Below are 22,616 nucleotides of genomic sequence, written 5' to 3' on the forward strand. Positions count from 1 at the left end.
TACACCGAATCGGGTTGCGATGGTGTCGCCGGACCCGTATGACGCGCCGGAACCGGATGGTTGCCCCGGCCCGATCAGGCCGGGCAGGCACCGCCGTCGGCGGGCAGTTTCCCCTCGGCGAGGTAGTCGTTGACGGCCTTCTGCGCGCACCCGGAGTGGGTGACGACCGGATGGCCCCAGCCCTGCCAGGTCATCGTGGCATGCCGAGCGCCCGCCGAGCCGAGCGCACCGGTCACCGAGGCGGCCGCCCCGCCGACGATCGGATCGGCGGCACCGGCGAACACCAGCACCGGCAAGTCGAGTTTCGTCGGCAGCGGCGCCGCGGTGGAGACCGGCCAGGCCGAGCAGACCATCAGCCCGATGGCGGCATTCCGCCCGAATACCGGATATTTGCTCGCCCACGTCTCGCTGAGTTCACGGGCCTTGTCCGCGGTCGGGGGCTGCTGGCTGTCGGTGCACCGGTTCACGAACTCGCCGTCGGAGGTGATCGCGGCGGCTTCGCGCACGACCATCGCCGACAGCGGTCCGCGATCGCCACGGTCGGCGGCGGCGAGGATGTCGGCCATGGCGGTGACCCGATTCGCCTGGTCGCCGCGGGGACTGGACAGGAAACCGGTGAGCGCGGTCGACAGGTCAGCGGCCGAGATCTCGCCGAGCCCGCCGCTGTTCGCCTTGTTCATCAGCGCCACGATCGCCGCCCGCGGATCGGCGCCGAGTGCGCAGTTGGCGGCCTTGCAGCGCTGCGCGAACGCGGTGAGGGCCGCTTCGGCGCCGGTGACCCGCGCCTCGGCCATGGTGGTGGCGTCCGCGCCGACGGGTTCGGGGGCGTCGAGCACGAGTCGGGCCAGGTGGTCGCCGTAGCGGCGGGCATAGCTCAGGGCCACCTTGGCGCCGTTGCCCGCGCCGAGCACGTTGATCTTCTCGACCTGCCATTGCTTGCGCAGCTGCTCGATGTCGTCGGCGGCGTGCGGCGCGTCGAACGTGCCCTCGTAGGGCTGCAGGAAATCGCGGCAGGCGATGGTGGCGTCCTGGCTGAAGCCCGCGACGGCGCCGACCTGATCGGCGCTGCCCACCCCGGTCTGTCCGAGGTCGGTCATCACCGCGCGCAGCTGCGCCGGAATGCAGTCGATGGGCTGGGAGGCGCCGATGCCGCGTCGATCCACCGCGACGATCGGCTGCGCGGCCAGCAACGCGCTGTTGGGCCCGATCGCCAGACCGGCCAGCGTCGAGGCCGACGAACGGTCCGAACCGGAGGTGAGCACCAACGGGGCCGCATCGGTGGGCGTCTGCGGCAGGCGAGCGCGCAGGGCGCCGGCCCGGAACGTGCCGAGCACGGTGCCCGCGGTATCGATCGGGGTCGAGAACTCGGCGCACTCGAGGACCAGACCCGCCGGAGCGGCGCCGAAGTCGAGCGAACTCAACGTGGCCGCGGTGCAATCACGCCAGGCCAGATCGGTTTTGGGCACCTCGGCCTTGGCCAGGTCCTGCGGCGCGGGCGCTTCGGTCTGCGCGCCGCCTGCCCCGGGACGCTCGACGGCGACGACAGGCCGATCCGACGGCCCGGCCCCACAGCCCGCGAGCATGATCGACAGTGTCGCGGCCGTTGCCGCGGCCCGAGTCCAACGCATGCGCTACACACTGCCAGGTTCGGCGCCAGGTTTCATCGACGGGCCCAACGGGCCGCGACGGTGCCGTCCTCGGCGAGCACCAGCTGCTTGCGTGCCATCGGCAGGTCGAAAGTGCTCGCCGACAGCGAGATTCGCCCGCCCGCGCCCCCGACCAGCATCGGGGCGGTGGTCAGGCAGAGCTCGTCGACCAGGCCGGCCTCGGCCAGCTGCCCGAAAAGATGCGGTCCGCCTTCACACAGCACCCGGTGCAGACCGCGCTCGGCGAACACCCGGATCAGCGCGGCGGGCATGATCGCGGCCTCACCGGCGACCACTATCTGCGCGCCCGCGTCCTCGAGCGCACTGACCTGCTTCGGGTCCGCGTGGCTGGTGGTGACGATCAGCGGCGGCACCTCGGCGTCGGTGAAGAACTTCGACCCCGGATCGAGCTTGGCGGTCGCGGTGACCACCGCGATCGGTGGCGGGGTGCCGTCGGGGTGACCACCGATCCCGTGCCGATGGTGCGCGATGCGCCGTTGCGGGTCGGGGTGCGCGCCGCCGTAGTTCTCCGCGCGCAGGGTGCCCGCGCCGATCACGATCACGTCGGCCAGTTCACGCAGGACCGTGAACACTGTCTTGTCCGCCTCGGTGCCCAAGCCTGCCGAAACACCGTCGACGGTGAACGCGCCATCGATGCTGCTGACGAAGTTCGCCCGTACCCACGGACCGTCCAGATGCCGTGGGTAGGCATAGCACCTGGCCAGTGCGTCGGCGTCGAGGTCTGCGAGCTGGGTCACATTGTGGATACGCTGCATAGGGATCGATGCAACCACGTCCGTACGATTTGTCCATGCAAGAACGCCTTGTCGATCGCCATCCGGAGGTCCCGGCCGACCAACTCGTCGCGCAGATGGTGCCCCCGCCCATGTTCGACGAGGTCAGCTTCGCCTCCTACATCCCCGACCCCAAGGAACCGAGCCAAGCGGCCGCGGTAGCCAAGGCGGAGGAATTCGCAGGTCAGGTGGCGAAAATCCACAAGGCCGCCTCGAAGAAGAGCCTCTTCGGCAAGAAGAAGGCCGTCTCGGGCGCCGGCCTGTATCTCGACGGCGGCTTCGGCGTCGGCAAGACCCACCTGCTCGCCTCGATCTTCCACAGCTCCCCGGCGCCCAAGTCGTTCGGCACCTTCGGCGAGGTCACCAACCTGGTCGGCGCACTGGGCTTCAACAACGCCGTCGAGCGGCTCTCGGCCAACAGCGTGCTGTGCATCGACGAGTTCGAACTCGACGATCCGGGCGACACGATGCTGGTTTCGCGACTGCTCACCGAGCTGTCGGCCCGTGGCGTCTCCATCGTGGCGACGTCGAACACGCTGCCCGGCCAGCTGGGCGAGGGGCGTTTCGCGGCATCGGACTTCCTGCGTGAGATCAAGAAGCTCGGTTCGATCTTCGATCCGGTGCGCGTCGACGGGCCCGACTACCGGCACCGCGACCTGCCGCCCGCGCCGGAACCCACCTCGAACGACGTGCTCGTCGAGCGTGCCGCGACCACCCCGGGTTCCACGCTCGACGAATTCGACGTGCTGCTGAAGCATCTGAGTACGCTGCACCCGTCCAAGTTCGGCGCGCTGATCCAGGGCGTGGCCTCGGTGTTCATCTCCGACGTGCACACCGTGACCGATCAGGCCGTCGCGCTGCGCGTGGTCGTACTGGCCGACCGCCTCTACGACGCGAGCATCCCGGTGACGGTTTCGGGCGTCAAGCTCGACGAGATCTTCTCGAAGGAGATGCTCGACGGCGGCTACCGCAAGAAGTACCTGCGCGCGATCTCACGTCTGCTCGCGCTCTCGCGCTTCGAGGCCGCGGCCGCCTGACCCCACAGCCGGTCAGAGCGCGCGTTCGAAGACGAAATCGGAGTGCAGCTGGTTGCCGACCACGAACGTCTTGGTGCCCACCTGCCGAAAGCCGTGCTTGGCGTAGAACTTCTGCGCGCGCTCGTTGGCCTGGTTGACCCCCAGCCACACCGTCTCGGCGCCCGAGTCGCGCGCGGTGTCGACCACGGCGTCCATCAATGCCGCGGCGACGCCGCTGCCGTGGTGCCCGGGCAGGACATACATCTTGCTCAGCTCGACCACCTCGCCCGCGCTCACCTGCGCGGCGACGTCGGGGTCGCTCGGCCTGCCCGCGATGAGCATGGCGTAGCCGACGATCTCGTCGCCCTCGACGGCCTTGAGCACGGTCCTGGTCGGGTCGGACAAGTATTCGCCGAAGCGCTCGCCCGACAGCATCTGCTCGAGGAAGATCTCGATATCGCCCACGGTGGCCTCGGGCGGGCAGGCGAGCGGAAATGTCGCGGCGGCCACATCGCTGAGCGCCTCGGCGTCCCAGAGTCCGGCTCGGTCGACGACGACGGAACTGTTGGTCATCCTTCCAGTACAGCACGGGTCACCCCGGCCGCGGCGCGACTGTGGATCGCGACAGCGCGGCGGCACCACGGCTGGGTCGGGCACTGTCCCACCGACTGTGGGCTGTCCAGCGCGGTGGCACCTCACCTACTGGTCCGAGTAGTCTCCTGCGCATGACGAGCGGTAGCCGCATCGGGATCGTCGGTGCGGGAGTGGCGGGTTTGGCCTGCGCGAAGGTATTGAGTCAGGCGGGGTTCCCGGTCGAAGTCTTCGACCGGGCCCCCGACGTCGGCGGTGTGTGGAGTGCCACCCGCCGGTATCCGGGACTTCGCGCGCAGAACAGCAAATCCACGTACGCGTTCAGCGATCACCCGATGCCCGAGGATTTCCCCCGCTGGCCCGACGGCCAGCAGATGCAGGCCTACCTGGCCGGATACGTGCACGAGTTCGGCCTCGGCCCGCACCTGCGCCTGGGCACCGAGGTGGTGGCGGCCGACCCGGTCGACAGCGGCTGGCTGCTCGAGATCCGCGACCACAGGGGGGTGCACCGCACCACCTGCGATCACCTGATCGTCGCCAACGGCGTCTACAGCGACCCGGTGATGCCCGACCTGGCCGGCACCGCGGCGTTCCGTGCCGCGGGTGGGCGACTGTGCCATGTCTCGGAATTCCACGATGTCGAACAGGCGCGTGATCGTTCGGTGGTCGTGCTCGGCTACGGCAAGTCCGCGTGCGATGTGGCCGAGGCCGTCAGCCACATCGCCGACGAGACCACCGTGGTGGCGCGCAGACTCACCTGGAAGATGCCGCGCAAGCTCGGTTTCGGCGCCGACTACGAACGTCTGCTGCTGACCCGCGCGGGGGAGGCACACTTCCCGTCCCGCTTCCCGCACCGCGTCGAACGGTTGCTCGACCGTCTCTCGCTGCGCCAGTCGAACATGGACCTGCTGCAGGAGCGGGTGACGCGCAAGCTGCGGCTGCGTGAGCTCGATCTGGTACCGACGAGCCCGATCTCCGAGATCGGCACCAGCAGCGCGAGCCTGGCCACCGAGGGCTTCGCCGAGCAGGTCGAGGCGGGCAGGATCAGCGTGCACCGCGACACCGAGATCACCGAACTGATCGGTGGACCGCACGGACCCGCGGTGCGTCTGGCCGACGGCAGCCTGAAACTGGCCGAGATCGTCCTCTGCGCCACCGGATACCGGCAGGAGGTGCCGTTCCTCACCCCGTTCGTGCGGCGCGCCCTCACCGACGACGTGAGCGATTTCCGGCTCTACCGCCACATCCTGCCGGTAGAGATCCCCAATCTGAGCTTCGCCGGTTACAACAGCTCGAATGTGAGCGCCCTCAGCGCCGAGGTGGGCGCGCACTGGATCGCCGGGCTGCTCACGGGCCGGTTCGTGCCGCCGATGGCCGAGCTGATGAACAACGAGATCGATGCGCGCCTGGAGTGGTCGCGTGAACGCAGTGAGGGCAACCACGCGCACGGTGCCTCGGTGGTCCCGTTCTCGCTGGCCAATATCGACGAGATGCTCGACGATCTCGGCACGCCGCTGCCGTTGATGTCGCGGCTGGCGCAGTGGGTGCGACCCGTGCGGCCGCCGTCCTATCGCGGGGTGCTGCGCAATCGCGCGGTGGCCGCCCCGGTGGCGCCCGCACCGGCGCCCGTAGCGGAGCGGTAGCCGACACGCCGGATCGCCGTCGGCAACGCCGACGGCGATCGGTGCGTTGGTGATAATCCTCCCGTGGACGCGCTGGACCTGAACCTGCTGCTCGCTCTCGACGCGCTGCTCGACACCAACAGCGTGACCGAGGCGGCCAGGCGGCTGCACACCTCGACCTCGGCGATGAGTCGCACTCTCACCCGGCTGCGCGAGGTGCTCGGCGATCCGCTGCTCGTTCGCTCGGGCAGACAGATGGTGCCAACGCCGCGGGCCCTCGAATTGCGCCACGATGTGGCGAGCCTGGTCGATCAGGGCCGGTCGTTGCTCACCGCCCGCGATGGGAACGGGCCGGGCAGGCATCGTGATTTCGTTGTCCGCGTGGGTGATTCGGTCGGCGCGAGCCTGTCCGGTCCGCTACTGGCGGCGGTCCACGCAGAGCTGCCCGGGGTAACCGTGCGGCTGCTCGCGGCCGATGCCGCCGACGGTGCGGTGGCGCTGCGCGACGGCCGAGTCGACGTCGAGGTCGGCATGATCGGGCAGACCGACCCGGAAACGGTGGTCAAGCGCCTGTTCACCGACCGCTGGATCGGCGTCGCCGCGCCCGACCACCCGTTCGCCGTCGATCGCCCCACCGTCGCCGCCTACGCCTCGGCACGCCATCTGGAAGTGTCACCCACCGGTCGCACGCACGGCCCGATCGACGACCGCCTCGCCCTGCACGGCCGCACCCGCCGCGTGGTCGCCACCGTCGCCGACCTGCCCACCGCGCTGCTCACCCTCGCGTCGACCGAATTGATCTGCCCCGCACCGGAACTGGTTTCCCGCGCCGCACGCGCCGCGCTCGGCTTGGCGATGTTCGAGATCCCGCTGCCGCTACCGGCCCCCGTCGTCGCCATGGCGTGGCATCCACGCAACACCGCCGACGCCGGTCATCGCGCCCTGCGCGACCTCATCGGCACCGTCCTGCACGAACCTCCGAAGCCGGAGGTCGGTCCAGGTCTGGTTCCGCTGGCGACACCTGCCTGACAGACATCCCCGGAACATTCGTCCGCCGCTCGCACGTGACCGGTGCGAGATGGACGCGCGCGCCTGATGGGTTGCAGTGGTGCGCAGTCGGATCGGAGGAGGCGATTCGCCTGGGAGCTCGTTTCTCAGCTGCTCACGTCCCGAGCGGAGACGAAGGTGCGTCTAGCCCACGTCCGGTGTCGGCGGGCCGAACACGTCGCGGCGGCCCGGTGGGAGACCTGCCGAGCGTTTCAGCTCGTCCAGCATCGCCTGCAGCTTGTCGACGTGGGCGCGTTCGATGTCGAAGGCGCGGTAGGTGCCGGTGACGGTGATACCGGCCGAGTCGGTGGCGGTGGGCGGAACCGGGTCGGCGGCCGGGCGTTCGAGGGGATCGGGGCTGCTCGCCGACCCGTCGCGTCCGGTCGGCAGGCCGAGAGTCGGTGGATCGAAGTCCGCGGACGGACGATCGTGGTCGGTGAGCGTCGCGTGGTTGTTGCGCGGCTCCTGGTCGGGTAGGGCGGCGGTGTTCGCCGGTCGATCGGCGTTCGGGAACGCGGTGCTGTGGCCGACGCCGTTGACGTGAGACGGACCGGGGGTGCGCGCCGAATCCACCGGCACCTGGTTCGGCTGTGTGGTGAGTTCTGTCGGTGGAGTCAGGCGTGGGGGCGGCCCGGAGACGGTCGGTGGCTCGGATGATTCACCGGTGGTCATGCGGTCGCGCGGGGTGAAATCGTCGAAGAGGGACTCGGCACGGCGCGCGGAGTCGGTGGTGAAGCCGTTGCGGGCGTGTCCGTTTCGGTCCGGGGCCGGCGAGGGCGGCGCCGGTTCCTCGGTGAATGACCAGTGGATGCCGTTGGCGGTGTTGCCCGCGGGCTGTGCATCCACCGAGGTGTCCGGGCGGACTTCAGCTGCCGGCGGGATGTGGGACTCGAATCCATTGACCGGCTTGCCATTCGGCGGCGTCGCGGATCGCTCGCCGGTGAATCCCGACGACAGGTGGTCCTCGGCAGCAGAGACGGGTTCGGTCGGCGCGGGCCGCGCGACACCGTTCCCGTTGGTGGACAGCTTCTCCGGCGACGCAACGCTCGGTCTGCCGTCTGCTGTGGCCGAGCTCTCCGTCGGCTTCTTCACCGGGCGAGCCCGCTCGATCACGGCATCGGGGCTGATCTCCGCCGTCTGCGGATCTCCGGGCGCCTGCCGCGCCGACCGGTCGTCGACCGGCGAGCTCGGAACGTGCTTCATCGCACCGGAACCGAGCCCGAACCCGTTGGGGCCGCTCTCCCGCACGAGGGCGCTCACCTCCGCGCTCCCGGGTAGTGGGTCGTTGGTTGCGGAGGACGGCGTGCTGTTGTCGACACCCGACGTGGACAGGCGATCCTCGGAGAGCACCGTCGCGGTGGGCTTCGAAGCTGTCGGCGCACTCGCTTCTGCCGCGTGGTCGACGACCGGTGCCGTCAGCACCGTGCCGATCACGGCGGGCACCGGTGTGCCGTTTCGGGTGGACGCGATGTCGCCGGCCAGACCCTTCGCGGTGCCGTTGATTCCGTTCGTCGAGGTCCCATTGCCCGCCGAGACCCGCTCGTCGGTACTGCTGAGCCGCACGGGCGCGGGTCGGCGACCGGACGGTTCGCCGGCGGCCGCGTTGCCACCGACCGCGGCGATCGAGTCGGTATCGAACGACGCCGGTTGACCCAGGGGCGCCGCCTCGGCCTGGGCCGTGCGCGGGATCGGCGTCGCGGCCAGCGCGGTGGGGTCGCCGAGGTGATCGGTGGCCGGCCGGACAGGGGAGTTGCGGCGTTCGAGCGGGGGCCGGGAGCTGTCGGTATCGCGGTCCCGATGAGGTGGTAATGACTCGGGGGCCGCTCGGTGGTCGTCGAGTCCGTCGGCCGCGCGTTCGGCGGCCTCCGCGGCTTCGCGAATTTCGCGACGGCTGGGCGTGCTCCGCGCCGGACGGCCGGAATCGGGCTCACCGTCGTTGTCGAGGGCGTCGAGCCGGGAACTCAGGCGTGAAATGTCCTGTGACGCACGAAATGCCCAGGATTCCAGCCGCCTGATCCGGGTGTGGTCGGGCAGATCCTCGTCGACCGGGAAGGTGGGTACATCGAGCTGGACCCGCGCGGCGACGATATCGAGCTTGTCGCTGACTTCGCGCAGCGCCGTGGCGATACTCGCCAGCATCGACCCGATGGACTCGTCGTGCTCAGCGTGGTTCATGCACACCCTACTTCCCGTGGTCGCCCGAGCGTGCCCGCCTCGGCCGCAGCGATCATATCCACCGGAGCAACAGCACGCGTTGTCGTGACCGCTTCCGCGACGCGCCGAACTGATTCTCAATCAGGATGAAACGGACACGCAACAGGCCGGGTCTGTGTATCGAAATGATCAAGAATTAGGCGTCTTCGTGCGACGTTGGCACAATGAAATGGCTTGATATACAAGCAGAGTCGCGTTTGTGACCTCAATCACCAGGCGATGACGCACCCGAACGCGGGTCAAGGGGGCTGGCGCCTTTTCGATGGCTGCGGGAACCTGATGTCCAGGACGTGCGCGTGAGCCTACGACAGGTCCCTTGGTGAGGGAGTGATGGTGTGAGGACGAAGCGGCTGAGCGAGACCCAGGTGGCGTGTGGACGTCGAGCGCTGCTCGACGAACTGGGGATTTCCGAGGGCAGCCGCCGCGCCGTCACCGAACGCACCGGCTATGGCTGTGGTTGCCCCGAATGTGCGGCGACCCAATGGAATACGCAGCGTCTCGAGCACTGGATCTGCGGCAGGCTCACGGCGGCGGGCGCCGATGAGGCCGAGGTCGACGCACAGATCGGCGATATCCCCGTCGATATCTACTGGCGCCGCGGCGACCGGCGCTGCGTGGTCGAGGTGCGCAGCGGCCCGCTCGACATCACCGCGGCCCGCGCACACCGGAAACGCCTGCAGGCGGCCGGAATCGACGATGTGCTGTGGGTGTGCCCGCAGGGTTTCTGGGTGCCGCTGGTCCCCGCGGTCGGCATCGCCGATTTCGCGCCCGCGGCCGCCGATTACCGCATCGACCAGGGCATGCTCGCCGCGGGCAAGACCGGTTTCGCCGCCCCGGCCGGCGGCGGTACCGAGTTGCGTGATTTTCTCGAAGACTGGGTGTCCGGCGCAATGCACTGGGGGCACGCGGATCTCACGACAGGAGGGTGGTCCGACGTGGGCACCTGGGAACGGCACACCGCGGCACAGGCCGCGATGATCGAGCATCAGCGCACCGAGTTGCGCGATCAGCGGGTGGAGCTGGCGGTCTCGCGCCAGGCCGTGCGCGACAAGCAGCGACTGGTCGGCCGCCTGCACAACCGGATCGATCGGGCCGGGGTGAACGCCGACGCCGAAGCCATCACCATGGCCGGACTGCGCAGCGAACTCCTCGCCCAGCAGCGCGTCGCGGCGAGCCTGCGCGCGAGCATCGGCCGGATGGATCGCACCCTGGATCAGTGGCAGTGGCTCACCTGCTGCGCGATGCTGCTGGTCCTCACCGTGATGGTCGGCGCGATGGTGATGCGCTGAGCCGCATCGGCAACCGGTCCCACTGCCAGTCGTTGCGGAGCACGAGGCCGGCAAGGTCGAGGAGGTCGAGGCCGGTGTCCGCGCTGACCGTGGCCAGCGCCTGTCGATCGTAGGGGCCCTGGTCCAGGTCGGAGGCCAGGCGTTGCTCGATCGAGGCGTCGACCGGGCGAGCTTCGAGCTGGGGTGTACCGATCGCGCTCCCGGTCCAGACGAGCCAGCCCCAGCCGTGCTCGCGTGCGTAGGCGCGGCCGAGTTCGCTCTGGATCCGGTTGTGGTGGAAGGCTGTGCGGCCCAGCGGAACCACGTCGATGAGCATCGCGCGGCCGTCGGTGAGCTGTGCGGCCACGGCCGGATAGTGCACCTGGTCTTCGTCGGCGAAGCGATAGGTCAGTGCGGTCGGTTCTTCCTGGAACGCCGCGACCGCCGGGTCTGCATCGAGGGTTCGCAGTAGCCGGGCCGCCATGGCCGAGTCGTAGGCGACGTCGCGGCCTGCTTTCGCCAAGTAGAACCGGCCGCGGCCGTCGTCGTCACCGTCTGCCACGCGCGCCGACTCCGTGGGCAGCGGGGCCGGCGATCCGGTCGCCCACTCCACGTCGGCCAGCAGCGCCCACAGATCGTCGGCGCCGTCCGCCGGCACCTGTAGCTTGGCCAAGATGCTGGCAGTCTTCTTCTGCCAGCCCAGGATTCGTTGCATCACGTAGCCGGCCACCCGCTTGGCGTCGCCCGGTTCGTGTCCGGCCAGCCGGAGCTTGAGGTAGGACCATTCCATGGCCACCAGGTCGGTATCGGTCGCGTAGGTCTCGGCCAGCAGCATGCGCACCAGGCGCAGATCACCTGCCTCGACCGGATAGCGGTGCGCGAACACCTGCGCCGACCGGTGCCCGGCGCGGGCGGCGTCGCGCACGATCCGGCCGACCGCTTTGGCGTACAGCTGGCGGACCCTGTCGCGGGCAAGGTCGTAGCGGGCGCCGATCCGGGTGAGGGTCTCCGGGCGCTGCCCTCCGATCCCGAGGCGCAGCGCGACGATCCGCGCGTCGCGGGCGGCGCGTTCGGCATGGTCGGTGAGCAGTTCGCCGACCAGATCGTCGAGCTCCTCGAGCTCGAACGAGACGTCGGCGGCGATATCGTGACCCGGTGGCTTGACGATCTCGGCACTCACAGCGGCGACCTCCCTCGCTCGATCGAGTCAGCGTAGCCGCAGGCCCCGACAACTAGAGCGAGGTCAGGTACTCGCTGTAGAACAGGCACAGCCCCGTCGCCGACGCGATCCCGGCCAGCACCCAGAACCGGATGATCACCGCGGTCTCGGGCCAGTTGTTGAGTTCGAAGTGATGATGGAACGGCGCCATCCGGAACAGCCGCGTATGCGTCGTGCGGAACACCACGATCTGCAACACCACCGACATGATCTCGGCGACGAACAGCGCCCCGATCACCACGGCCAGCAGTTCGGTGCGGCTGGTGATCGACAGCCCGGCCAGCAGCCCGCCGAGGCCGAGCGACCCGGTGTCGCCCATGAAGATCTTGGCCGGCGCCGCGTTCCACCACAGGAAACCGATGCACGCCGCCGCCCCCGCGGCACTGACCATCGCCAGGTCGAGCGGATCGCGCACCGTGTAGCAGGCGCGTCCGGGACTGATCTCGCACGAGTTGTCGTACTGCCACAGCGTGATCACCACGTACGCGCCGAGCGTGAGGCTCATCGACCCGGCCGCGAGTCCGTCGAGACCGTCGGTGATGTTCACCGCGTTCGACCACGCGACCACCAGCAACACGATGAATGCCACGAAGAACAGCGACGCGAAGGTGATGGTGTTGATGTCGCGGACATAGGACAGGTTGCGACCGGCGGGCGTGAGCCCCGTGGCGCCGGGGAACCGCAGCACGAGCACAGCGAACACCACCGCGGCGCCGATCTGCCCGATGTATTTGCCCGCCGCGGTCAACCCGAGGTTGCGGTGCTTGCGCAGCTTGATGGAGTCGTCGAGGAAACCCACCACACCCAGCGCCGACGCCAGGAGTAGCACCAGCACGCCCGACGCGCTCGGCCCCGGTGCGTCCCACAGCAACCCGATCAGATGCGACCCGAGATACCCGGCCCACACCCCGGCCCCGATCGCCAGCCCACCCATCGTCGGCGTTCCGCGTTTGGCCTGATGACTGGCAGGTCCGTCGATCCGGATCTCCTGCCCGAACCCTCGCCGCGCGAAGACCCGGATCAGCCCCGGCGTGAGCGTGATGGTGACGACAAGAGCGATCCCCGCCGATAACAGGATCTGCCTCACTCGATTGCCCCTCCATGCCGCAGGTCCCCGCACCGGACCCGCCCGGCGATGCCGTGTGCCGATACTAGGGGAGCTCACCGGGAATCCGTGCCGAGAGTGATCTGGGTTACAGGCTCGGTACGGTGGACCGGTAACGCAAACAAGTCAGGCCCCCTCGAAAGGGGGCCTGACTCGGTACGGTGGTGCGCGATACTGGGATTGAACCAGTGACCTCTTCCGTGTCAGGGAAGCGCTCTCCCGCTGAGCTAATCGCGCGAGGTGGAGACGGGAATCGAACCCGTGTGCACGGCTTTGCAGGCCGTTGCCTCACCACTCGGCCACTCCACCGTACAAAGGAGGATGGGGCTAGTGCCTTACCTACCTCTCGAGCGGATGACGAGATTCGAACTCGCGACCCTCACCTTGGCAAGGTGATGCGCTACCACTGCGCCACATCCGCATTTACTTCACACTTAGGGGAGCGGCTCGGCCTGGCGGCTTTGCTGCTCTCTGCGGTGCGAGGAGAACATTAGCCGACGTTCGACGCAGACTACAAATCGCCTGGTAAACCGCCCTAAATATGAATTACACGCATGTCGCCCACATCGAGCCGCGCCGCCCAGCGACCCTGATGATCACATTCTGAAACATAGATATGCGCATCTAGCCATGATACCGCCCGAGCGTCGAGTGTGCGGACCATCGATCGACCGCCCGCGCGTACACGCGCGCGAGCGCGGGCATCGACACCAGCGAGGTTCCTCTCTCCGAAACCCCGCTTCACAAGGCGATTTGGTGTCATCCCGGCCCCCCGTGCTAATGTTCCATCTCGTTCGAGCGGCTCAAAACTCGCCCGACAAGTGTTCGGTCCCATAGCTCAGCGGGAGAGCGTCCGCCTCACACGCGGAAGGTCGCTGGTTCGAAACCAGCTGGGACCACCAGAAAGTGCAGGTCGGAGTCTTTTTGGCGATGGCCGTGTAATATACGTGCAATAGCGTTCAGTTTCGGGGGCTTCGACGCTGACTGGCGGGGTAGCCGATCGTGCTCGACAAGCCCGACGAGAAGTGTTGCCCGTCACAATCGCCTTCGTCTGCCCGCTCCGCGCGGTGCATAAAGCTCGGTAGCTTCAGCCGACGAACTGGCGCAAATCAGCTCAATCGCGTGGCGGAATGGCCACATCGCTGCGTTGATGTCTTCGATTGCTATCCGGATCTGCTTCTCGGAACCCTCCGTCGAGCGTCGGCACGCCGACTCGACGTGCTGTCGCAGGTCTTCCTGGGCCTGCTGGCTTGAAACCAACTGGGACTATGCATCATGGATGGACGGGTACGTCTTTCGTGTTGGCCGGCCGATTTCGTGCAATACGAGCAGGGTCGTTGCCCGCGGACCGGCAATAAGTCGCGCTTCGGCCGGCTGGGCCGGCCGGGATCGGGCTTTGACGCCGGTATTAGGCAGCCGAAGAGTGGATGGACGACGGCAGTCGGCATGCTCAGTTCGAGGTGACTGCCGCGCGGTTCAGCCGGGAGTGGCAGCGTCCTAGCTGAGTCGGCAGAATCGTTTGGTATGCAACGTATTCCGTTCGATGTGGTGGCATATGTGCATCGAGTTCAGTCGAGCTCCTGCTTTATCTGCGAGGTGGCCGCCGGCCCGGGGAGCGACGGATGGCACGAGGTGGTTGCCGAGACCGAGAACGACATCGCGTTTCTGTGCAAGTATCCGACCGTGCTGGGACACGTGCTCGTGGCTCCGAAGATCCATCATGAGCACGTGGTGAGGGATCTCGCCGAGGACGCCTATCTCCAGTTGATGGCTCTGGTGTACCGGGTGTAGATGCCTACATTGACCGGGTCCAGGCCGATCACGCTCAATGAACGTCTCTGCGTGTTCAGCGCAGCGACCTTCTCGAGTGCGACCTACGGGCAGGGCGCGATGTCACCTACGAGCTGCCCGTACCTCGATGGCGTCCATGAACAGGTCGAGCGCGACGTCGAATTGGTCTTCCTCGTCGACCTCGGCCAGGTGTGGCGCGACCGCGGCGATGTTGGGATATCGAGTCGGGGACAAGGCGAGGTATTCACGGCTCCAGGCGTCGCGGTCACCGGCCATGGAGTCGGCGGGTAGAGCCATGAGTGTGGCTTCCATGGATGCGTAGGCCAGTGCGATCTCGACCAGGGCTCGGTAACAGGATGCGGCTTCGCGGCCTTGTAGGCCTGCCTGTAGCAGAGCGCCGAGGACGATTTCGGCGCCTTCGAATTCCGATGCTCTGCGGCTGGTCCGCCCGGAAACCACCACTGCGACCTGCGGGTGTGCGTGACAGGCGAGCCGCACACGCTGCGCCAACCCTTTGAGGGTGGCTCGCCAGTCGTCGCTCACCTCGACACCGCTGAGCGCTTCGGCCATCAGTCGGTCTGCCAGGGCGAGCATCAGATCGTCCTTGCCGCGGAAGTGGCGCAAGACCGCGGTGTGGTCGACTCCGAGCTCTGTGCCGAGCCGCCGGAACGTGAGGGCATCGGAGCCGTCGGTTTCGATGATTCCCATCGCCACCTCGATGATCCGATCCGGGGTGAGAACACCTCGTGGACGGCGCTTTCGGGTAGGGGCGGCAGGACTGGTCGGCATCGCGTCAGCATACCTGCGATTTAAGCACCGCTGTTGACACCAGTGGTGACAAATGGTTGCATTCTGGCCACCTCACATGAACGGAGAACGAATGTTCAAGCGAAGTTTGGTCGTCGCGATCTCGGCGGCGGCGGTGCTGTCGGCGCCGTGGGCGGCACCCGCACACGCCGACGGCGCCTTGCCGTTGCCCCTGTTGCCGCACGTGCCCTTCTACTTCACCGACACCGCAGACGCCGCCAACCGGCCCGAGTCACTGACCGCGCAGGGGCTCAAAGCCCTCGATGCGACCTACGTATACAACGGCAAGACCCGCACTGTCGCCGACTATCTCGATCGTTCTTCGACCAGGGGATTCCTGGTCATGAAGGACAACCAGATCCTCGATGAGCGCTACTTCGGCGGCTATTCGGCCACCAGCCGCTTCAACTCGTGGTCGGTCGGAAAGTCCATCACCTCCGCCGCGCTGGGCATCGCGGTGTCGGAGGGGCGGATCGCTTCGATCGACGACCCGGTCACCAAATACGTCCCGGACCTGGCGAAAAGTGGCTACAACGGGGTAAGTATCCGCAACGTCTTGCAGATGTCGTCGGGCACCGCTTACGACGAAACCGACTACACCAACCCCACCAAGGGTTCGACCGCCACCACGATCCGCATGGTTGCCGGCACGTCGCTGACCGACCAGGCCAAGGAGATCAAACGCGAGCGGCCCGCGGGAACCAAGTGGAACTACGACTCCATGGACACTTTCGTCCTGGGCTGGGTCGTGTCGAAGGCAACCGGTAAGTCGCTCTCGGACTACGTCGAGGATCGGATCTGGAAGCCGGCCGGGATGGAGACCTCGGCGCTGATCGGCAAGGACTACAAGGGTAACGCCGTCGGCTACTGCTGCTATCACGCGACTGTTCGCGACTTCGCCCGGTTCGGGCTGCTGTATCTACGCGACGGCCAGGCCGGTGGCAAGCAGGTCCTGCCCGCGCAGTGGGTCAAAGACTCCACCCACGCCTCCGCCCCGCACTTGCAGCCGCACAACCTGCGCCCCGACAAGCCCGAAAGCTCGGAGAACAACTACGGCTATGGCTATCAGTGGTGGCTCGGTGACGGCGACCGCGGCGACTACTCCGCGATCGGCATCCTCGGCCAGTTCATCTACGTCTCGCCCAAAGACGGCATCGTGATCGTCAAGAACAGCGAAGACCTCAACTCCGAAGTCAACATGGGCGAAGCCATCCACGCCTTCCGCGCCATCGCCGACGCCGCCGCCAAGCGATGACCTCGAACCGATGACAACACGTCCGGTCCCGTAGCGGGGCCCGGGACCGGACGTGACGCGCGACTGGAGATCTGATGCTGACAATCGATGACAACCTCCGTGCACCTATGCACTCGGAAGGCAGCGCCACAGCTGCCGCACTCAACGAGTTCGCGATGTCGCTGCTGTCCGGCAGCCGCATCAACCTATCGATCGCCCGACACTTCCAGATCCCCACCGCCAACACGTTCGTCGTCGTCGCTGCCGGATTCTCCCCACCGCCGGACGCGGCCCTGACCGATCGGGCGACCGCGATCCCCGAGGCTCGGTTGGACGACATCCGCCGATGCCTGGCGGCCGAATGCGGGTTTCCGGTACCGGCACTCTTGGGCCCGGGTTACGGCACGATCCTGATTCCTGCTTCCTCGGACCTGGGTCGTCGGATCGGTGACCTGCCCGCCTTGTTGTCTGCGGCCGCGCGAAAGGCCACCACTACGGTCGCCGTCGAGTCCGCGACCGCCTCGATCTCGGAAGCGGCCGGGACCGCTCACGAATTACTCGACCTCGCCATCCGCCTCCGCAAGGAGCCGCAGCTCTACAGGCTGGGAGAACTGGCTGTGGAGTACCAGGTCACGCGCCCTGGACCTGGGCGCGACCACCTAATGTCGCTTCTAAAGCCTCTCGATGAGCACCCAGAGCTGCTGCAGACCTTGGAGGTGCTTGTTCGCCAGGGATTCGATCGCAAAAGAAGTGCCCGTCGATTGTGCATACATCCCAACACCGTCGACTACCGCATGCGCCGGATCTTGGCCCTGACCGGCCTGCCCGGAACGCATGCCTCTCACTGGCGACTGTTCACTGCATTGACCGCGTGGACATTCGTTCGAGCCGAACATGTCCACCACGACGGTCCTGACATTCGCTGACGTTCGCCAGGTTTTGCTCGTGGTGCACGAGATGTACCGATCGGCCGTATACATACCCGTCGGATGACGAACTAACGAGCCGAAATCACCGTTGGAACTGACGCACCCGAGTCCTCGGATAGTCGTGCACGCGAACCATGCTGCACGGGCGTCGATTTGGAGAGTTTGATATGCCCACGCCAGAAGATTCCACACCCCTGTACGGAGAACTCTTCGAGTCCGCGAAACGGCTCTCGTTCGACCTACGCAACGACTCAACCGACGCCCACATCGATCTTGACTGGTATGGGATGACGCCGGAATGGTCCCCGCTCTATGGAACACCGACCTGGAATCGGATGGCCGAGACCGAGCGGATGCAGCTGACCCGACGCGAGGTCTCTCACTTTCTCGGCGTGGCGATCTGGCTGGAAGTCGCACTGCAGATCGTTCTGCTCCGCCGCAATCACAGCGTCGACCCGACACGTGCGGATGTGAAGTTCTTGTTCAACGAATGCGCCGACGAGAACCTGCACTCGCTGATGTTCGTCGCTGCGATCGAACGCCTCGGTGAGCGCCACAGCCCCCTGGATCGTCTGCTTGTCGTCGTTGGTTGGTTGTTTCGCACCTTCGCCTGGGGAGAGGTCGCCTACGGAATCGTCCTGGCGGGCGAGGAGATCTTCGATGTGATGCAACGCGACTGGTCGATCGACGACCGAGTTGCTCCCGCGGTCCGACGCAGTTCACACGTGCACGTAGTAGAGGAATCGCGTCACATGAGCTTCGCGCGCCAGAAGATCCGAGATCACCTGCGCAGTGTCTCGTCGGTTCGTCGCAATGTCAGTGCTGTTCTGATCGCCGTGGGCGCGCACGTCATCGCCAGAGGCTTGGTCAACAAGAAAGTCTACCTGGATCTCGGGCTCGACTGGCGTGCGGTGAAGGACGACATCGACCGAAACGAGCAGCATCGCATGATGTTCCGCCGGGCGACTGCACCCCTGGTGGAGTTCCTCGCCCGCGAAGGACTGCTGAATACGGTCGCACGCACCATCTACCGCAAGTCGAACCTGCTGTGAAAGGCGACCCGCAGTGAGTTTCGTGATTCTCGGGCACTGTTGCAAAGACGGGTCCTGCCTGCAGGTCTGCCCGCAGAACTGCATCCATCCCGCACCCGGCGAACCGGAATTCGAGCTCGTCGAGCATCTGTATATCGACCCTGCCGCGTGCATCGACTGCTCGGCGTGTGTCGATGCGTGCCCCGCACAAGCCATCAAGCCCGACACGGCGCTGACCGAGACCGAGCAGACGTACGCCGAGCAAAGCGGCGTGTATTTCGACCTGCTCGCGACATCGCGATCACCGCGCATCACTACACCGGCGATCCCGACGGCCTTGGGCTCGGGCCCGATTCGCGTCGCGATCGTCGGCGCCGGATCGGCCGCGATGTACACGGTGCGCGAGCTGCTGCAACGCTCCAGCTCTGTGCAGATAACGGTGTTCGAACAGAGCTCTCACTTTGGCGGGCTGCTGCGGACCGCGGTCTCACCGGATCAGCAGGGGATCCGGCAGATGGCCCGTTTGTTCGATGTGCCGTTCGCCGACCCCAGGGTGGAGACCCGGTTCGATACCCGTGTCGGTGTCGAGGTGACGATGCAATCGCTTCTGAAGCGATACGACGCGGTGGTTCTGGCACACGGAGCCACTCGGCCGCGAGAGATCGCCGCGGCGGCAACCACGGATGTCCATCAAGCCATCGATGTGCTGGCCGCCGCCTACGCCGCACAAACAGACGGCACCGGACCGGTCGGGCTGTTGGCCGGACCGACCGCGGTGATCGTCGGTGGCGGGAATGTCGCGCTGGATATCGCCACGACCATCGCCAAGCGACGGATCCTTACTCGGGCAGGCGCGCCGATCAGCCGGGTGGTCATCGTCGCACGTTCGTCGGCGTCTCAGCCCTCATTCACCTTCTCAGCGCTGCACGAACTGAGCCAGCTCGATGTCGATATCTCTGTCGACACCGGTGGGACGCGGATCGGTGTCGACTCGAAGGATCCACTCGCCCGCCTGCTATCCGCATTCGCGCGAGAGGGCAGTGCGCCGACGCGCTCAGCGCGGCTGTCGGTCGAGCTGATCTTCGGACAGGAAGTGACCGCGCTGACGACGGCTGAGGGCCGCATTCGCCTCGACACAGACAAGGTCGCCGCCGGTGGTCGAGTCCGACTGAAGACCGCGGCAGGAAACGTCGTCACCGCCGATTCGGTCATCATGGCGTCGGGGTTCACCTGTGAACCGTTGCCGGGTGTTGCGTTGAGATCCGACGGCGCTGTCGACAACCATCATGGCCGGGTCGTCTCGCCGGTGACTGGTGAGCCGATCGAGGGGCTCTACGTCGTCGGCTGGGCAAAGCGTGGCGGGCGCGGTGGGGTGGGCGAGAACCGGCGTTGTGCAGCACAAACAGTCGACATGATCGTGGCGGACAATGGCTAGCTGACCTGGCGGGAACAGTGGCAGATGAGGTCGAAGCGGGTCCTCGGCGCCCTCGCGGGCAGCTACCGCGTCGGCATCGTGACCTCGGCGGGGCAGCGATCGGATCGCAGCCGGCGGGCATTTGTCCTGTCCTGAGTTGGGGGTCCACAGACTGGGGGCTGATTTACTGCCCGCTATGGCAAGGAGAATCTCAATGATCGTGGTAACGGGCAGATCCGGGACGATCGGCAGGGCGCTTCCGCGCTCGAGGGCATTCATTGCTGAGCCGATGCCGGGTTCTCGAACTAGTCCGCAGGTCCCATAGCCCGCGCGACTGGACCCACATCACCCGGTCGAGCTCTCGCGTGCTCGCGATCGGATCGAGTGCGATCTCGCTCAAATCGTGTGCCCCTCGGTACGCGGTGAACCCTGATCTTTGCCGATGTCGCGCGGACGGGCGTCTTCGATTTCGGTGCGAGCTGCTAGGTCCATGTCGGCCGCTGGGACAGCAGCGTGGGGAATTCGGTGTGCAGCAAGCAGAATTCGTTCTTCCAGGGGTCTTGCAGGATCCAGAATTCGAATCGGCGCTCGCGTTGGTGGTCGTAGCGGATGGCTCCGAGTGCTTCGAGTGTGTGGACTTCGGCGTCGAGGTCGTCGACGTCGATGACGATGTGGCACAGGCGGCTGCGGTGGCTCACGGCATCAACGTAGGCGGCTTCGCTTGGACGGGAGGCTGATTCACGAAGATGCATGCGGAACCCCTGGGATCAACGCGGGCGCCGAGTTCTGTCATTCTCGCTGGCAGGCTCCGACCGCCTCGACATGCATAGGTGAACCCTCGATCACTGCCGGCGTGCTGACCAGTCCGGCACCCCCATCCCATGGAGTGAGGCTCAGATGTCGGTTGGGAATAAGGATATTTCGCTGGGAGAAGCGCAAGCTACTTGACCGACACGGAGTGTGGGGAGTGGATTGCTGGCTTCGATTAGAAGGTTTCCGGATTCAAGGTCAAGTGCAACGATTCCGTCGTCGAAAATGGTTGTGACTGTACAGCAAACCATGAGTTGACCATCCTTCAGATAGATTCCCTCTTCAGGTGCATCGGAATCATGAACATGAATTTCTGAGACCTCGTCGCCCAGTTCGATCTCCACGTCGTACTGGGCGCCCGCTACTCCGGGGTTCCGTCCGGCCCACACTGCGGGCCAGTCGCCGCTGCGTGATCTGACCAGTCCCGATGTGCCGGTCGGCATGTCGGTCAGCAGGGTAACCAGCATCACCATGTTCCCTTCGGGAAGGGCACTCGGACAACTCGGTTGTCGAGGTGCCACGCGTTTGCGGATGGATTTTAGGTCCATGTTTCTTCGTGGTAGTGAAATTTGGTTGGCTCGCTGCTCATTTCATGATTTCCGAGCCTGATGCTGCGGGTTCCGTCTTCGGATCCGATCCGGTTCCGGTCGGGAAGTCCCGTGCGGGGGTGCAGGTTCGTGTGTTCGCCGGGGGTGAATGCTGTCGTGGCGCCGGTGTAGTCGGTTTCAGCGGTCAGGCGGCCGGCAAGGTCGTACTGGCAGGATTCGGCGAAACCATCGGGTCGGTGCGGCGACGATGACGCGATCCGGATCCCCGCCGCGGCGGCCTGTTTGGGGAGTGAGAGTTTCGTGTTTGCGTGGGAAGACCATGGCAATCAGCCATGTCGAGATCTGACGCTTGATGTTCGTTGCTGAGACTGCCGTCACGATGGATCTGCTACGGCATCGAGTGTGAGGGCGGGCACGGTGTTGTCGCGTTGCGGGTTTCAATATCTGTGACGTAAAGTCACAGGCGTTACTGAGGGGCAGATCGGTAACGGGGGATGACGGCCGACTGTGGCCGGGCTTCAACGGCGTAAACCGTTGGGTCAGTTGGATTCCTGAATTCGATGACACGTGGAACCCCGGGGTGGGGTCTCTACTTTCTCAGGTCGAAGTGGAGGCGCTGTGCGCCTCTGCTTTGCTGTGCGCAAGGGGCATGCAGATGAGCAACATGATGGAAGCTGACCGCATCGAAGCGGTGGATTTGAGCTATCGGGAGGGTAGCCCGGTCCATCACACGGCCGATGGTTGCGAGCTGTACTACGAGGTCGAGGGGCAGGGCCCCAGCATTACCTTCGTGTCCACGATCTACGTGGTGAGTACGGCGTGGCGTGCCTTTACCGGCAATCTTGTGCAAGACCACCAGGTCCTCACCTACGACCTGCGTAATCAGGGAACTTCCGGCGATGCCGCGCTCGGCTTCGGTCAACACACCGACGATCTGCTGTCGCTGCTCGATCACCTCGGGATCGAGAAGACCTACCTGGTCGGTACATCCATCTCGACGTTGATCTGTCGTGATTTCGCGGTGGCACACCCTGATCGTGTCGCCGGGCTGGTGCTGATCGGCACGCCGCTGAGCCCGTGGGGCTCCAATCGTCGTCGTCGTATCGCGAAGTCCTGGTTGGTCTCTGTCGAAACCGGCGGTCCGCGAGCACTTTTCGATCAGATCTATCCGTTGGTGTTCGGCGACAAGATGCTCGCGCTCGGCGGCAACGCCACTTACCTGGCGCTGCGTGAGCGCTTCTTGGCGATGAACACTGCCGAGCAGCTCGCCGAGAACTTGCGTGAGTCGATCGATGCAAGCGATGACGCGGATCTGTTGCGCTCGATCACCGCGCCCGCACTGCTTCTCAATGGCGACGACGACTTCTGCAACAGCCCTGCCTCGCTGCACGCCTTGGCGGAAATCCTGCCTGAGGCCAGTGTCGACATCATCGAAGGCTGTGGCCATCTGCCGTTCTTCGAGGCTACCGACCGATTCCAGTCCTCGGTCGCGGGATTCGTCGCCGCCACCGAAGCTCGGGCGAAGTAGCC

Annotated in this window: 20 protein-coding genes and 4 tRNA genes; 11 read left to right on the forward strand and 13 right to left on the reverse strand. The window is 66.2% G+C overall.

The genetic code is table 11. The features are described from left to right. Positions 1-74 precede the first annotated feature (74 nt). Positions 75-1,628, reverse strand: coding sequence for an alpha/beta hydrolase (locus tag ACFQ9R_RS03680; protein ID WP_378988708.1), 1,554 nt, complete (start codon positions 1,626-1,628; stop codon positions 75-77). 32 nt (positions 1,629-1,660) lie between these two features. Continuing rightward, positions 1,661-2,422, reverse strand: a complete 762-nt coding sequence (locus tag ACFQ9R_RS03685; RefSeq protein ID WP_378988710.1) for a pyrimidine reductase family protein — start codon at positions 2,420-2,422, stop codon at positions 1,661-1,663. A 35-nt stretch (positions 2,423-2,457) separates the two neighbouring features. Here ACFQ9R_RS03685 and zapE point away from each other — a divergent pair, with 35 nt between their 5' ends. Then, on the forward strand, positions 2,458-3,477 hold the full coding sequence (gene zapE, locus ACFQ9R_RS03690; RefSeq protein ID WP_378988713.1) for a cell division protein ZapE: 1,020 nt from the start codon (positions 2,458-2,460) through the stop codon (positions 3,475-3,477). Positions 3,478-3,489: 12 nt separating this feature from the next. Here zapE and ACFQ9R_RS03695 read toward each other — a convergent pair whose 3' ends face one another. Next, on the reverse strand, positions 3,490-4,029 hold the full coding sequence (locus ACFQ9R_RS03695; protein ID WP_378988715.1) for a GNAT family N-acetyltransferase: 540 nt from the start codon (positions 4,027-4,029) through the stop codon (positions 3,490-3,492). Positions 4,030-4,181: 152 nt separating this feature from the next. Between ACFQ9R_RS03695 and ACFQ9R_RS03700 the strand changes: the two genes are divergently transcribed. Next, positions 4,182-5,690, forward strand: coding sequence for a flavin-containing monooxygenase (locus tag ACFQ9R_RS03700; RefSeq protein WP_378988717.1), 1,509 nt, complete (start codon positions 4,182-4,184; stop codon positions 5,688-5,690). A 63-nt stretch (positions 5,691-5,753) separates the two neighbouring features. After that, a complete protein-coding gene (locus ACFQ9R_RS03705) occupies positions 5,754-6,698 on the forward strand; it encodes a LysR family transcriptional regulator (protein WP_378988719.1) in 945 nt (314 codons plus the stop codon). A gap of 162 nt (positions 6,699-6,860) precedes the next feature. On the opposite strand, the gene ACFQ9R_RS03710 is transcribed toward ACFQ9R_RS03705, so the two are convergent. Continuing rightward, positions 6,861-8,891, reverse strand: a complete 2,031-nt coding sequence (locus ACFQ9R_RS03710) for a hypothetical protein (RefSeq protein ID WP_378988721.1) — start codon at positions 8,889-8,891, stop codon at positions 6,861-6,863. Between the two features lie 374 nt (positions 8,892-9,265). Between ACFQ9R_RS03710 and ACFQ9R_RS03715 the strand changes: the two genes are divergently transcribed. Then, positions 9,266-10,219 carry a hypothetical protein gene (locus ACFQ9R_RS03715; protein WP_378988723.1) on the forward strand — a complete coding sequence of 318 codons (954 nt, stop codon included), beginning with the start codon at positions 9,266-9,268 and terminating at the stop codon, positions 10,217-10,219. On the opposite strand, the gene ACFQ9R_RS03720 is transcribed toward ACFQ9R_RS03715, so the two are convergent. The 5 genes from ACFQ9R_RS03720 to ACFQ9R_RS03740 all read right to left on the reverse strand — a co-directional run bounded on the left by ACFQ9R_RS03720 (position 10,185) and on the right by ACFQ9R_RS03740 (position 12,943). After that, positions 10,185-11,378 carry a hypothetical protein gene (locus ACFQ9R_RS03720; RefSeq protein ID WP_378988725.1) on the reverse strand — a complete coding sequence of 398 codons (1,194 nt, stop codon included), beginning with the start codon at positions 11,376-11,378 and terminating at the stop codon, positions 10,185-10,187. The genes ACFQ9R_RS03715 and ACFQ9R_RS03720 overlap by 35 nt on opposite strands. Before the next feature lie 52 nt (positions 11,379-11,430). Next, positions 11,431-12,504 carry a phospho-N-acetylmuramoyl-pentapeptide-transferase gene (gene mraY, locus ACFQ9R_RS03725; protein ID WP_378658313.1) on the reverse strand — a complete coding sequence of 358 codons (1,074 nt, stop codon included), beginning with the start codon at positions 12,502-12,504 and terminating at the stop codon, positions 11,431-11,433. 180 nt (positions 12,505-12,684) lie between these two features. Further along, positions 12,685-12,759, reverse strand: a tRNA-Val gene (locus ACFQ9R_RS03730). Between the two features lies 1 nt (position 12,760). After that, a tRNA-Cys gene (locus ACFQ9R_RS03735) sits at positions 12,761-12,831 on the reverse strand. 40 nt (positions 12,832-12,871) lie between these two features. Beyond that, positions 12,872-12,943, reverse strand: a tRNA-Gly gene (locus ACFQ9R_RS03740). A 406-nt stretch (positions 12,944-13,349) separates the two neighbouring features. On the opposite strand from ACFQ9R_RS03740, the gene ACFQ9R_RS03745 reads away from it, so the two are divergent. Together ACFQ9R_RS03745 and ACFQ9R_RS03750 are read left to right on the forward strand one after the other, a co-directional pair. Next, positions 13,350-13,424 (forward strand) — tRNA-Val (locus tag ACFQ9R_RS03745). A gap of 622 nt (positions 13,425-14,046) precedes the next feature. Next, complete coding sequence (locus ACFQ9R_RS03750; RefSeq protein WP_378988727.1) at positions 14,047-14,313, forward strand: HIT family protein; 267 nt, start codon at positions 14,047-14,049, stop codon at positions 14,311-14,313. 102 nt (positions 14,314-14,415) lie between these two features. Here ACFQ9R_RS03750 and ACFQ9R_RS03755 read toward each other — a convergent pair whose 3' ends face one another. After that, complete coding sequence (locus ACFQ9R_RS03755) at positions 14,416-15,102, reverse strand: TetR/AcrR family transcriptional regulator (RefSeq protein WP_378988729.1); 687 nt, start codon at positions 15,100-15,102, stop codon at positions 14,416-14,418. A gap of 91 nt (positions 15,103-15,193) precedes the next feature. Here ACFQ9R_RS03755 and ACFQ9R_RS03760 point away from each other — a divergent pair, with 91 nt between their 5' ends. The 4 genes from ACFQ9R_RS03760 to ACFQ9R_RS03775 all read left to right on the forward strand — a co-directional run bounded on the left by ACFQ9R_RS03760 (position 15,194) and on the right by ACFQ9R_RS03775 (position 19,749). Next, positions 15,194-16,375 carry a serine hydrolase domain-containing protein gene (locus tag ACFQ9R_RS03760; RefSeq protein ID WP_378988731.1) on the forward strand — a complete coding sequence of 394 codons (1,182 nt, stop codon included), beginning with the start codon at positions 15,194-15,196 and terminating at the stop codon, positions 16,373-16,375. A gap of 74 nt (positions 16,376-16,449) precedes the next feature. Next, a complete protein-coding gene (locus ACFQ9R_RS03765) occupies positions 16,450-17,280 on the forward strand; it encodes a PucR family transcriptional regulator (RefSeq protein ID WP_378988733.1) in 831 nt (276 codons plus the stop codon). A gap of 137 nt (positions 17,281-17,417) precedes the next feature. Further along, positions 17,418-18,335, forward strand: coding sequence for a diiron oxygenase (locus ACFQ9R_RS03770; protein WP_378988735.1), 918 nt, complete (start codon positions 17,418-17,420; stop codon positions 18,333-18,335). 22 nt (positions 18,336-18,357) lie between these two features. After that, the gene (locus ACFQ9R_RS03775; RefSeq protein ID WP_378989125.1) at positions 18,358-19,749 is read left to right on the forward strand and encodes an FAD-dependent oxidoreductase; all 1,392 of its coding nucleotides are present in this window, start codon (positions 18,358-18,360) and stop codon (positions 19,747-19,749) included. A 461-nt stretch (positions 19,750-20,210) separates the two neighbouring features. Here ACFQ9R_RS03775 and ACFQ9R_RS03780 read toward each other — a convergent pair whose 3' ends face one another. From ACFQ9R_RS03780 to ACFQ9R_RS03790, 3 genes are all read right to left on the reverse strand, one after another. Continuing rightward, on the reverse strand, positions 20,211-20,426 hold the full coding sequence (locus ACFQ9R_RS03780) for a VOC family protein (protein WP_378988737.1): 216 nt from the start codon (positions 20,424-20,426) through the stop codon (positions 20,211-20,213). 195 nt (positions 20,427-20,621) lie between these two features. Then, complete coding sequence (locus tag ACFQ9R_RS03785) at positions 20,622-21,005, reverse strand: hypothetical protein (protein ID WP_378988739.1); 384 nt, start codon at positions 21,003-21,005, stop codon at positions 20,622-20,624. A 71-nt stretch (positions 21,006-21,076) separates the two neighbouring features. Continuing rightward, positions 21,077-21,412 (reverse strand): hypothetical protein, encoded by a 336-nt coding sequence (locus ACFQ9R_RS03790; protein ID WP_378988741.1) that lies wholly within the window; start codon positions 21,410-21,412, stop codon positions 21,077-21,079. Positions 21,413-21,741: 329 nt separating this feature from the next. Between ACFQ9R_RS03790 and ACFQ9R_RS03795 the strand changes: the two genes are divergently transcribed. Next, the gene (locus ACFQ9R_RS03795; protein ID WP_378988743.1) at positions 21,742-22,614 is read left to right on the forward strand and encodes an alpha/beta fold hydrolase; all 873 of its coding nucleotides are present in this window, start codon (positions 21,742-21,744) and stop codon (positions 22,612-22,614) included. Positions 22,615-22,616: the final 2 nt, after the last annotated feature.

Source organism: Nocardia sp. NPDC056541, from assembly GCF_042794235.1.
GTDB lineage: Bacteria > Actinomycetota > Actinomycetes > Mycobacteriales > Mycobacteriaceae > Nocardia.

What these genes read in the sequence shown, in the direction of transcription:
- ACFQ9R_RS03700 (WP_378988717.1), top strand. Translation starts at nt 4,182, where the DNA reads ATGACGAGCGGTAGCCGCATCGGGATCGTCGGTGCGGGAGTGGCGGGT.
- ACFQ9R_RS03750 (WP_378988727.1), top strand. Translation starts at nt 14,047, where the DNA reads ATGCAACGTATTCCGTTCGATGTGGTGGCATATGTGCATCGAGTTCAG.
- ACFQ9R_RS03685 (WP_378988710.1), bottom strand. Translation starts at nt 2,422, where the DNA reads ATGCAGCGTATCCACAATGTGACCCAGCTCGCAGACCTCGACGCCGAC.
- ACFQ9R_RS03755 (WP_378988729.1), bottom strand. Translation starts at nt 15,102, where the DNA reads ATGCCGACCAGTCCTGCCGCCCCTACCCGAAAGCGCCGTCCACGAGGT.
- ACFQ9R_RS03785 (WP_378988739.1), bottom strand. Translation starts at nt 21,005, where the DNA reads ATGCTGGTTACCCTGCTGACCGACATGCCGACCGGCACATCGGGACTG.
- ACFQ9R_RS03765 (WP_378988733.1), top strand. Translation starts at nt 16,450, where the DNA reads ATGCTGACAATCGATGACAACCTCCGTGCACCTATGCACTCGGAAGGC.
- ACFQ9R_RS03770 (WP_378988735.1), top strand. Translation starts at nt 17,418, where the DNA reads ATGCTGCACGGGCGTCGATTTGGAGAGTTTGATATGCCCACGCCAGAA.
- ACFQ9R_RS03795 (WP_378988743.1), top strand. Translation starts at nt 21,742, where the DNA reads ATGAGCAACATGATGGAAGCTGACCGCATCGAAGCGGTGGATTTGAGC.
- ACFQ9R_RS03760 (WP_378988731.1), top strand. Translation starts at nt 15,194, where the DNA reads ATGTTCAAGCGAAGTTTGGTCGTCGCGATCTCGGCGGCGGCGGTGCTG.
- ACFQ9R_RS03710 (WP_378988721.1), bottom strand. Translation starts at nt 8,891, where the DNA reads ATGAACCACGCTGAGCACGACGAGTCCATCGGGTCGATGCTGGCGAGT.
- ACFQ9R_RS03695 (WP_378988715.1), bottom strand. Translation starts at nt 4,029, where the DNA reads ATGACCAACAGTTCCGTCGTCGTCGACCGAGCCGGACTCTGGGACGCC.
- ACFQ9R_RS03680 (WP_378988708.1), bottom strand. Translation starts at nt 1,628, where the DNA reads ATGCGTTGGACTCGGGCCGCGGCAACGGCCGCGACACTGTCGATCATG.
- zapE (WP_378988713.1), top strand. Translation starts at nt 2,458, where the DNA reads ATGCAAGAACGCCTTGTCGATCGCCATCCGGAGGTCCCGGCCGACCAA.